The 9,258-nt window shown below is 65.5% G+C and carries 12 protein-coding genes and 1 pseudogene; 5 read left to right on the top strand and 8 right to left on the bottom strand.

Annotated features, from left to right (window positions below; all coding sequences use genetic code 11):
- The 6 genes and pseudogenes from WH265_RS24130 to WH265_RS24105 form a co-directional block, all read right to left on the bottom strand.
- Nucleotides 1-294: pseudogene (locus tag WH265_RS24130) on the bottom strand (hypothetical protein); the annotation flags it as partial.
- A 230-nt stretch (nucleotides 295-524) separates the two neighbouring features.
- Nucleotides 525-1,304: an SDR family oxidoreductase gene (locus WH265_RS24125; protein WP_339559916.1), complete on the bottom strand. Its 780-nt coding sequence runs from the start codon at nucleotides 1,302-1,304 to the stop codon at nucleotides 525-527.
- Between the two features lie 11 nt (nucleotides 1,305-1,315).
- A complete protein-coding gene (locus WH265_RS24120) occupies nucleotides 1,316-2,350 on the bottom strand; it encodes a 2Fe-2S iron-sulfur cluster-binding protein (RefSeq protein ID WP_339559915.1) in 1,035 nt (344 codons plus the stop codon).
- Between the two features lie 30 nt (nucleotides 2,351-2,380).
- A complete protein-coding gene (locus tag WH265_RS24115; protein ID WP_116927572.1) occupies nucleotides 2,381-2,857 on the bottom strand; it encodes a GlcG/HbpS family heme-binding protein in 477 nt (158 codons plus the stop codon).
- A gap of 24 nt (nucleotides 2,858-2,881) precedes the next feature.
- Entirely contained in the window at nucleotides 2,882-4,339 is a 1,458-nt protein-coding gene (locus tag WH265_RS24110) for an aldehyde dehydrogenase family protein (protein ID WP_339559914.1), read from the bottom strand.
- A gap of 89 nt (nucleotides 4,340-4,428) precedes the next feature.
- On the bottom strand, nucleotides 4,429-5,166 hold the full coding sequence (locus tag WH265_RS24105; RefSeq protein ID WP_116927629.1) for a TenA family transcriptional regulator: 738 nt from the start codon (nucleotides 5,164-5,166) through the stop codon (nucleotides 4,429-4,431).
- Nucleotides 5,167-5,467: 301 nt separating this feature from the next.
- On the opposite strand from WH265_RS24105, the gene WH265_RS24100 reads away from it, so the two are divergent.
- From WH265_RS24100 to WH265_RS24080, 5 genes are read left to right on the top strand one after another with little or no spacing between them, the layout of a single operon-like run.
- Nucleotides 5,468-5,833, top strand: a complete 366-nt coding sequence (locus WH265_RS24100) for a 2Fe-2S iron-sulfur cluster-binding protein (RefSeq protein ID WP_021024718.1) — start codon at nucleotides 5,468-5,470, stop codon at nucleotides 5,831-5,833.
- A gap of 9 nt (nucleotides 5,834-5,842) precedes the next feature.
- Nucleotides 5,843-6,172, top strand: a complete 330-nt coding sequence (locus tag WH265_RS24095) for a ferredoxin (RefSeq protein ID WP_339559913.1) — start codon at nucleotides 5,843-5,845, stop codon at nucleotides 6,170-6,172.
- 9 nt (nucleotides 6,173-6,181) lie between these two features.
- Nucleotides 6,182-6,472 (top strand): 2Fe-2S iron-sulfur cluster-binding protein, encoded by a 291-nt coding sequence (locus WH265_RS24090; RefSeq protein ID WP_021024716.1) that lies wholly within the window; start codon nucleotides 6,182-6,184, stop codon nucleotides 6,470-6,472.
- The gene (locus WH265_RS24085; protein ID WP_339559912.1) at nucleotides 6,469-7,215 is read left to right on the top strand and encodes a sulfite exporter TauE/SafE family protein; all 747 of its coding nucleotides are present in this window, start codon (nucleotides 6,469-6,471) and stop codon (nucleotides 7,213-7,215) included. Before WH265_RS24090 ends, WH265_RS24085 begins: the two co-directional genes overlap by 4 nt.
- A 46-nt stretch (nucleotides 7,216-7,261) precedes the next feature.
- Nucleotides 7,262-8,188, top strand: a complete 927-nt coding sequence (locus tag WH265_RS24080; RefSeq protein WP_339559911.1) for an ornithine cyclodeaminase family protein — start codon at nucleotides 7,262-7,264, stop codon at nucleotides 8,186-8,188.
- A 9-nt stretch (nucleotides 8,189-8,197) separates the two neighbouring features.
- Here the strand turns inward: WH265_RS24080 and WH265_RS24075 are convergent, their stop codons facing one another.
- Together WH265_RS24075 and WH265_RS24070 are read right to left on the bottom strand one after the other, a co-directional pair.
- The gene (locus WH265_RS24075) at nucleotides 8,198-8,851 is read right to left on the bottom strand and encodes a GntR family transcriptional regulator (RefSeq protein WP_021024713.1); all 654 of its coding nucleotides are present in this window, start codon (nucleotides 8,849-8,851) and stop codon (nucleotides 8,198-8,200) included.
- A gap of 139 nt (nucleotides 8,852-8,990) precedes the next feature.
- Complete coding sequence (locus WH265_RS24070; protein ID WP_339559910.1) at nucleotides 8,991-9,221, bottom strand: hypothetical protein; 231 nt, start codon at nucleotides 9,219-9,221, stop codon at nucleotides 8,991-8,993.
- Between the last annotated feature and the right edge of the window lie 37 nt (nucleotides 9,222-9,258).

Below are 9,258 nucleotides of genomic sequence, written 5' to 3'. Positions count from 1 at the left end.
GCGGGGCGCCTGGCCCGTGCGGGCGGGGCGCTCGCTGCGCGCCTGGCGCTGCACCGGCGCGGCATCGGCCTCAACCGGGGCTGCTGGCGCAGCAGCCACTTCCAGCGCGTGGCCCTTGGTGGCCGCGCGCAGTGCATCGGCCATGGCCGAGTTCAGCACCGGCGCTTGGCCTGCAGGGCGCTCGCGGCGCTCCTGCTTGGGCTGGCGACGCGTATCACCGCCCGCTGCGGGCGCTGCCGCAGCTGGTGCCGGTGCGGAAGCATCAGAAGAGGTGGGGAGGGTCGGTTCGGTCATAAACAGAGGCTGGCGCAGAAAAAAGTGCAGACCCGCCAAGAGCAGCTGCACCGGTAAAAAGCAAAACGCCCTGGATCACCCAAGGCAAGACTGCAAGTATAACGAATCAAGCCCATCGCCCCGTAAGCAGCTGCACACCGCAGCAGGGCTTTAGAACGGACGCAGACAAGGCCAGCTGCGCGCTTGCATGGCAAAGCCAGGCCACCCAGCAGCCCCGGCTTTGTCCTTTGTCAATAAGTGCCCGGATACTCGCCCCCGTCGATCAGCCAGCTCTGCCCGGTCACATAGCCGGTGTGCTGCGATGCCAGGTAGGCGATCAGCGCGCCGACTTCTTCGGGCTGGCCAAAGCGGCCGGCGGGGTTGGCGGCCTCGCGGCTTTGGCGCACCTGGGCCGGCGAGCGGCCGCTTTGCTGGGCGAGCTTGTCGATGTGGCGGGCCTGGGCATCGGTGTCGAATGCGCCGGGCAGCACATTGTTGATGGTGACGTTGTGGCGCACCGTCTGGCGCGCCAGGCCTGCGACAAAACCGACCAGGCCCGAGCGCGCGCCATTGGACAGGCCCAGCTCCGCATGCGCCGCCTTGACGCTGCGCGAGACGATATTGATGATGCGCCCGTAGCCGCGCTGCTGCATGCCATCGACCACGCGGCGCATCATGTCGATGGGGCCGACCATCATCATGTCCAGCGCCGCGTGCCAGGTCTCGTCCGTCCATTCCCGGAAGTCGCCGGGCGGGTAGCCGTCCGAGTTGTTGACCAGAATGTCCGGCTGCGGGCAGGCAGCCAGTGCGGCTTCACGGCCCGCCTTCTGGGTGATATCGGCCACCACATAGCGCACAGGGCGGCCACATTCGGCCGACAAGGCCTGCGCCGCCGCCTGCAAGCTGCTTTCGGTGCGCGCGGCGATCACCACGTCCACCCCTTCCAGCGCCAGCTGGCGCGCGGCGGCATAGCCCATGCCCTTGCTGCCGCCCCAGACCAGCGCGGCCTTGCCCGTCAATCCCAGATCCATGGTGTGGTTCCTCAGCTTTGTTCGCTCAACTCGGCCACGGCGGCCGCTTCGTTCTGGAAGATGAAGCTGTCGCTGTAGATCTTGTCCAGCGCCGCGCCCGACAGCGCCATCAGCGCTTTCGCATCGGCAATCATAGAGGGCGATCCACACAGGTAGATCGAATACTCGGACAGGTCCTCGAAGTCCTCGGCAATGGCGTCCTGCACATAGCCGCGCCGGCCAGTCCAGAGGTCAGACGGGCGCGAGAGCACCGGCACAAAGCTGAACTCATACAGCTGCCCGGCCCAGGCCGCGATCTCATCGAGCAAATAAAGATCGGCCTCACTGCGCATGCCCCAGTAGAAGTGGATCGGCGGGCAGTCGGCATCGCCCAGCAGCGATTCGAGAATCGCCTTGATCGGCGCAAAGCCGGTGCCGGTGGCGGCAAACACCATTGGTTGGTAGTCCTGCGCGCGGTAGTAAAAGCTGCCATGGGGCAGTTCCAGCTCCAGCACATCACCCACTGTCGTCGTCGCCAGCAGGCCATCGGTAAAGCGCCCGCCGGCAATCCTGCGGATCTGCAGGCTGACGCGCCGGCCCTGCAGCGGTGTGGCCATCGAGAAGCTGCGGTGCGCACCACCGGGCAGGCAGATGTTCAGGTACTGGCCGGGCACATAGCGCAGGCCATGGTCCTCGGGCAGGTCGAGCGCCAGGTGGTAGATATCGGGCGTGTGCATGCGCAGCTCGGCCACCGTGGCCCGCACCCGGGTGGGTGCGGAGCTGTCCGGCCCGGTCGCGATGCTGATGACCAGGTCGGACTGCGCCCGGGCCTGGCAGGCCAGCGCATAGCCCTGGGCGTGCTCGTCTTCGCCCATGGCCAGCGGCAGCTCGCCATCGGCATAGGCAAACTGGCCCTCTTCGACCTTCATGCGGCAGCTGCCGCAGCCGCCAAAAGTGCAGTCATGGGGCAGCGCCACGCCCTGGCGCGTGGCGGCGTCGAGCACCGATTCATCGGCGCCCACGTCAAACGATTGCTGCGTCTGCAGCCACTGTACGCGGTAGTTCATCGCAGACCTCAGCTCGGTTGTCCCTGGCGCTTATTTCTTGATGTCGGCCTGCACCAGCACATCGGCGGTGGCGCCCAGGTGGTCTTTCAGCGCCTGCAAGGCGGCCACACCACAGGCGGTGTCCTGCTCGCCATTGCCGCCCGACAGGCCCACGCCACCAATCACCTCGCCGTTGACGACAATGGGGTAGCCGCCCACGAAGACGGCAAACTTGCCCTCAAAGCTCCACTGAATGCCAAAGGCCTCGTTGCCCGGCAGCGCCGGCCCATTGGGCAAGGTGTTGAACAGGTGCGTGGAGCGCTTGTGCCCTGCCGCCGTGAAGGCCTTGTTCCAGGCGATCTGCGGGCCGGTGACGCGGGCGCCATCCATGCGCTCGAGCACCAGCGGAAAGCCGCCTTCGTCGGTGATGCAGACCGTCTCGGTCACGCCAATTTCCTTGGCCTTGGCCAGTGCGGCCAGGGACATCACACGGGCTTCTGCCAGTTCCAGTTTCAGTGCGCTTTTCATCGTGTTTCCTCTTGCTGTCAGGTGTCAGATACCGCGGTAGACGGTCTTGATCTGGGTAAAAAATTCCAGGCCGGCGCGGCCGGACTCGCGGAAGGTGGAGGTGCTGGAGTTCTTCAGCCCGCCAAAGGGCGCATTGACCAGGTTGCCGGTGGTCGTGCGGTTGATCTTGACGGTGCCCGCCTGGATCTCGTTGGTGAACACATGCATGTAGCGCGGGTTCATCGTGACGATGCTGGCCGACAGGCCGTACTGCGAGTCGTTGGCCTGGCGCAGCGCGTCGTCAAAATCGGCCACCTCGATGATCGCCAGCACCGGGCCAAAGATCTCTTCCTGCGCAATGCGCATGCTGTTTTTCACATCGGTGAACACTGCGGGCGACAGGTAGTAGCCATGGTCGAACTCACCGCCGGTGAGCCGCTCGCCGCCGCAGAGCCAGCGGGCCTCGCTCTTGCCGATGTCGATGTAGCGCTGCACGGTCTGCAGCTGCTTTTCCGTCGCCAAGGGGCCCAGGTCCATGCCCGGTGCCATGCCGTTGCCGATCTTGAGCTGGGACACGCGCGTCAGCAGCTTGTCGGTAAAGGCCGCCTTCACGCTGGGCACCACCAGGATGCGACTGGTGCCGGTGCAGGCCTGTCCGGTCAGTGAGAAGCCGCCCTTGATCGCCAGGTCCACCGCCAGGTTGAGGTCGGCGTCCTCCATCACGATCAGCGGGTTCTTGCCGCCCAGCTCCATCTGCAAGCGGGTGGAGAGGTGCACGGTGCGGTGGATCTGGGTGCCCGCCGTCGTCGAGCCGGTGAACGAGATCGCGCGGATGGCCTGCGAATTGGTGATCACCGGCCCCACCTCGCCAGCGCGGCCGGTGACGCAGTTGACCACACCTGCGGGCACGCCCGCCTGCTCCAGCGCCTCGACCAGGCGCAGGCCCGAGAGCGGCGCATCTGACGAGGGCTTGAACACCACCGTGTTGCCGGTGATCAGCGCCGGCGCCAGCTTGCGCGCCGGGATGGACGCAGGGAAGTTCCAGGGCGAGATCACCGTCACCACGCCCAGCGGCTCGCGGTGGCTGAACACATGCATATTGGCATCGTCCTGCGGGTAGGTCTCGCCGCCCAGGGTCTGGCCTTCGGTGGCATAAAAACGAAAGGTTTGCGCGCTGCGCAGAAACTCGTCGCGCGCCTGGCTCAGCTGCTTGCCCTCCTCGCGGGTCAGCTCCTGGGCAAACTGCTCCACGTTCTTTTCCAGGTAGCTGGCCGCGTCGTTGAGGATCTTGGCGCGCTTGCCAATGGCCAGCTTGCGCCAGCCGTCAAAGGCCTTTTGCGCGGCCTGCACCGCGGCCTCGGCGTCAGCCGGGCCCGAGGCCTGAAAACGCCCCACCACATCGCGGGTATCGGCGGGGTTGAGGTTGTCAAAGGTGCTGCCCAGCAGGCAGGGCACCCAGGCGCCGTCGATATAGTTCAGAAACGTTTGCACGGTGTCGGCCATGGTCGGGAGGTCTTGGAGAGGTGAGGGGTCGGTCACAGCGGCGGCCGCAAGGGTGCGCCGCTGCGCGGGGCAAGGGGGTGCCGCCAGGCTCAGGCGGCCAGCAGCTCTTCCTGCGAGATCTGCAGGTCCTTGGCGACATAGTCGTGGTAGAGCGCCGTGGTGTAGAGCAGGCGCATCTGGGCGCCGATCTCGCAGATGCGCAGGCACTTGGCTTGCAGCTCGGGCGTGTTGGCGTGTTCCAGCACGATCTGGTAGCCACGCTCGCCATGGATTTCGTCCGAGACGATGTGCAGGTCAAAGAACTCGACCTCTTCATCGGTAAAGCCGTACTTGTCACGCAAGGTGGGCGTCTGCTTGCGGTAGATCGACGGCACCTGCGACTCCAGGCCCACGACCAGCCCGGCCACCGCAACCACCGGGTCTTCGCGCATCGCAATCGCATAGCACCAGGACTGCAGGCCGCGTGTGGTGGGCGACATGTTGTTGGGGTCGACCACGCGCTCACGCGTCGTGCCGCAGGCCTCGGCAAAGCGGATCAGCAGATCGGTGTGGCGGTCGCCACCAATCTCTTCCTCATACATATTGGCCAGCAAAAAGTCCTTGGCCTCCGTCATATGGTCTGGCGTGCGGGCATACAGATAGCCCAGGTAGTCGGCAAACGGGCCTACGTAGTGGTAGTGGTTCTCGGCCCAGCGCGCCAGGTGCTCACGGCTCAGGCGGCCAGTGGCCCAGGCCACGCTGAAAGGGGCCTTGTTGGCGCTCTTGCCCTTGATGGCATTTTCAAGCGCAGCGCGGAATTCGTCGCGGTTCATCAATGTGCTGGTCATGGCGGGTTCCTCTGAAATGTTGGGGTCGTCGCCAAGTCAAACCGATCCAAGCGACGAAGTTAGAATACTGTATACAGAAAACATGGTCAATGTTTTCACACCCTCTTCCGCCTCAGTGCTTACCCCTATCCCCAGCAAATCTCAGAGCTACGCACCGTCATCTCATAGCCACATCCCCTTGATATTCCATCGTTTTCAGGTGCACCCATGCAGCCCCAATTCCCTTTGCATCAGGTTATCCCTAATACAAGCACAACATCCAGTTGTATACAGTATACGTAATTGCAATGCGGAGGATGCCATGCCCCAGATCACCTTTCACAAGAACGGACAGACCTTCCAAGGCGAGGTCAAGACCGGCGCCAACCTGGTGGTGCGCGCGGGGATCAAGCAGTTCCCCTATCCCCACCTGGCCTACCAGTGCGGCATGGGCAAGTGCGCCACCTGCGCCTGCAAGGTGCTGGCGGGGGCTGAGCATTTGCCGGCGCCGAACTGGAAAGAAAAGAAGCAGTTGGGCGCGCATCTGGACGAGGGCTTCCGCCTGGTCTGCCAGCTCTGGCCCGAGCAGGACCTGGAGCTGGAACAAGTGCCGCTGCCGGCCACCAACGCCGGTACCGCCAGCGCCACCCAGCCCGCAGGCACAGCGCCCGCCACCCCTGCAGCCTGAGGACCGCCCATGTTTGTGATCTTGACCAGCAAGCCCGGCCAGTACCGCACGCAGCCCAATGCCGACATCACCCTGCTCGAAGCCTGGGACTACCACTTCTGCGGCCGCCTGCTGGCCCGCTTTGCCGTGGGCGAGTTGCTGCGCGAGACCAAGGTGCAGGTGATCGAGGATGGCCCCGGCGGCACCACCAACCAGGTGCCATCCAAGTTTCTGGAGCGCTTTGACTCGCTGGAGCAAGCGCGTAGCGAGCTGCAGCACCTGTGCCAGTTCGGCGCGCTCGATGCCAGCCTGACCCCGGCACCCCTTACCGCCCCGCCTGCCACCCCATCCGCTGCCTGATTGCCCCGTATGCCCACCATCACCTTTGTCAGCAACGACAACAAGACCGTCGAAGCCCCGGAAAACAGCAACCTGCTGCGCGTGTCGCTGCGCGAGAAAGGTGGCATCCCCTTCAAATGCGGCGGGGGCCTGTGCGGCACCTGCAAATGCCGCATCGAGGAAGGCCTGGCCCACACCGATGCCATCAAGGCCAAGGAGCGCAAGCATTTCAGCGACGAAGAGTTTGCCGCTGGCCACCGCCTAGCCTGCCAGACCTTTGTCAACGGCGACATCAAGGTCAGCTGGGTGCCCCGGCCATGAGCACCTGGACCGCCATGGCCGAGCACCTGAGTTGGGGCCGCTACCTGGCCATGGGGCTGATGGTGCTCGCCGGTGCCGCCATGCAGGGCGTGGGCGGCCTGGGTTATGCGATGTTCTGCGCGCCGCTGGCAGCGATCTTCTTCCCCGAGCTGGTGCCCGGCCCGCTGCTTGCCGTGGGCGCGCCGCTGGCCTTGCTGGCTTATCTGCGTGAGCGCGATGCGCTCAACCGCCAGGTCGCAGCAGCCACCTTGGTGGGCCGCGTTATCGGCACCTTTGCGGCTGCGGGGCTCTTGGTGCTGTTCAGCGCCCATGCGCTGTCGATTCTGTTTGCGGTGCTGATCCTGGCCGCCGTCAGCCTCAGCACCCTGGGCTGGCGCGTGCAGCCCAGCACCACCAACCTGTCGATTGCCGGTGTGGCCAGCGGCATCATGGGCACCATCACCGCCGCCGGCGGCCCGCCGTTTGCGATTGCGATGCAGCACCTGGCACCGGCGACGATGCGCTCCACGCTAGGCGTGGTCTTTTTTGCCGGCACCATCGTCTCGCTCAGCGCGCTCGCCTGGGTCGGGCGCATGGGCAGCGGCCAGTGGCTGCTCAGCCTGGTGCTGCTGCCCTGGATGCTGGGCGGTTTTCTCGCCTCCAACCGCCTGGCCCGCCATATCTCCAAAGCCACCATCCGCCGCTGGCTGCTGGGCACCGCCGCCATCAGCGCCTGCATCATCCTGCTGCGCGTCTGGCTCTGAGCGCATTCCCACGCCAACCCACCCACCCATCACCCCACCACACACCATGCTGCACATCACCGATGCCATGGTGGACACCCTGGTGTCCACCGACCAAGCCCTGCAGGCCATGCACCGCGCCTTTGCCGCCTTTGGCGCGGGCGAGGCAGCGATGCAGGCACGCGAGCGCACCGATGCCGGGGGCGTCAAGCTCTCTACCCTGGGGGCCGTCATCCCCGCGCAAGGGGTGACCGGCGCCAAGGTCTACACCACCATTGCCGGCCAGTTCAACTTTGTCATCCTGCTGTTCTCCACCGAGACCGGCGCGCCACTGGCCACCTTGGATGCCAATGCCATCACGCGCCTGCGCACCGCCGCCACCACGGTGCTGGTGGCCCAGCACCTGGCGCCCGCCAACGCGCGCCATCTGTTCTTGTGCGGCGCTGGCGTGCAGGGCCTCGCCCATGCGCAGCAGATGGTGCAGCACTTCGGCCTGCAGCACATCGATGTGTTTGACCCCTATGCGCCCAGCGGGCTGGAAGCACGCCTGGCGCAGCTGACCGGTTTGCCCGAGACGCAGATCCGCCGCGTGGCGCACACCCAGGGCGTGGGCGAGGCTGACATCATCGTCACCGCGTCCCGCGCCAAGGAGCCGCTGTTCAACGGGGAACATGTCGCCCCCCATGCGCTGGTCGCCGCCATTGGCTCCAGCCTGCCCCACACCCGCGAGCTCGACGATGCCTTGCTGGCGCGCGCGCAGCTGATTGCGGTGGAATGGAAAAAGCAGGCAACCAGCGAAGCCGGTGACCTGGTGCTGGCTGACCCCGGCCTCTCACTGGCGGACAAGCTGGTGGAGCTGGGCGATATCGTCAGCGGCCGCTATGCCGTCAGCGCGCAGCCGGGCATCCGGCTGTACAAGGCCGTGGGCGTGGGTTTGGAAGATATTGCGCTGGCGGGTGTGGCCTACCAGAACTACCTGGCCAGCAAGTCGTAACGGCGAACCTCAGGGCTCGATGCCGGCCGCGTTGTAGATATGGCGCGCGGCCAGCAGGCCGGCCAGTTCAGGATCGCCCTTGATGACGGCGCGCAGGATGGCCGCATGCTCTTCCCAGTTCTGCGGCGCACGCGCCTGGCTGCGGGGCGCAAACAGCACTTCGGTGCGGTCGCGCAAGGACAGCATCACCTCTTGCAGCACCGAGTTGGCGGCGATCTTGCCCAGCGCCAGGTGGAACTTCTGGTTCAGCACGGCCAGCACATCGCCATCGCCGGAATGGGCGTTCTTCGTGCCCTCGGCCAGCAAGGCCTCCAGCGCGGCAATCTGCTCGGGGTCATGGCGCTTGGCAGCCAGGCGCGCATTGAGCGCTTCCAGGGTGGCGCGCACCTCGACCAGCTCGCGCAGCAGATCGCCATGGAACTTGGCGACCGAGGCACCGCGCCGGGGCTCGATGATCACCAGGCCGCTGGCCGCCAGCTGGCGCAAGGCCTCGCGCACGGGCATGCGCGAGACGGAAAACTCCTCGGACAGACGCTCTTCCACCAGCCGCTCGCCCGAGGCCAGCTCGCCCGACATGATCTTCTCGCGCAAGGCCTCCACCAGCTGCTGGGTCAGCGGCGAGTGGTTGAGTCCAGGTTTTTTGTCTCCGTTGGCAATGGGCATGAAAGTCGGTCCGTTCGGTACGTTGCAAGCCCCGGGCCAGCGCATTGGCTGCAACGCGCCGCTCAGGGTCGCGCCCAGTTTACATGCCCAGCCAAGGTTTGCAGCGTCTTTGCCTTGCCTTGTATACAGAAATCTGCGCTCAGCGCCGGGCGCGGCGGATCTCGGCCAACGAGCGCGTATCTTGCAGTGCCTGGGCCCACAGGCGGCCCGGCTCCAGCTCGGCCAGGCGCTTGGCCTGCCAGCGCACAAAGGCGTTTTCCACCGCCGACAACCAGCCCAGCGATGCCGGCAGCAAGGCTTGGCGGGGCTCACGCAGTACCAGCAGATCGTCTTGCTGGGCAACCACCGCTGGGGAAGCAATGTTCTTCATGGGATAGCTCCTGGATAACCTAGTAGTAACCCTAGTG

This window comes from Comamonas sp. MYb396 (assembly GCF_037479555.1).
In the GTDB taxonomy this organism is placed as follows: Bacteria; Pseudomonadota; Gammaproteobacteria; order Burkholderiales; family Burkholderiaceae_C; genus Comamonas.
This window is presented reverse-complemented; position numbering and strand designations above follow the sequence as displayed.

Coding starts and splice junctions, on each gene's coding strand:
- WH265_RS24125 (WP_339559916.1), bottom strand. CDS start 1,304: ATGGATCTGGGATTGACGGGCAAGGCCGCGCTGGTCTGGGGCGGCAGC.
- WH265_RS24120 (WP_339559915.1), bottom strand. CDS start 2,350: ATGAACTACCGCGTACAGTGGCTGCAGACGCAGCAATCGTTTGACGTG.
- WH265_RS24115 (WP_116927572.1), bottom strand. CDS start 2,857: ATGAAAAGCGCACTGAAACTGGAACTGGCAGAAGCCCGTGTGATGTCC.
- WH265_RS24110 (WP_339559914.1), bottom strand. CDS start 4,339: ATGGCCGACACCGTGCAAACGTTTCTGAACTATATCGACGGCGCCTGG.
- WH265_RS24105 (WP_116927629.1), bottom strand. CDS start 5,166: ATGACCAGCACATTGATGAACCGCGACGAATTCCGCGCTGCGCTTGAA.
- WH265_RS24100 (WP_021024718.1), top strand. CDS start 5,468: ATGCCCCAGATCACCTTTCACAAGAACGGACAGACCTTCCAAGGCGAG.
- WH265_RS24095 (WP_339559913.1), top strand. CDS start 5,843: ATGTTTGTGATCTTGACCAGCAAGCCCGGCCAGTACCGCACGCAGCCC.
- WH265_RS24090 (WP_021024716.1), top strand. CDS start 6,182: ATGCCCACCATCACCTTTGTCAGCAACGACAACAAGACCGTCGAAGCC.
- WH265_RS24085 (WP_339559912.1), top strand. CDS start 6,469: ATGAGCACCTGGACCGCCATGGCCGAGCACCTGAGTTGGGGCCGCTAC.
- WH265_RS24080 (WP_339559911.1), top strand. CDS start 7,262: ATGCTGCACATCACCGATGCCATGGTGGACACCCTGGTGTCCACCGAC.
- WH265_RS24075 (WP_021024713.1), bottom strand. CDS start 8,851: ATGCCCATTGCCAACGGAGACAAAAAACCTGGACTCAACCACTCGCCG.
- WH265_RS24070 (WP_339559910.1), bottom strand. CDS start 9,221: ATGAAGAACATTGCTTCCCCAGCGGTGGTTGCCCAGCAAGACGATCTG.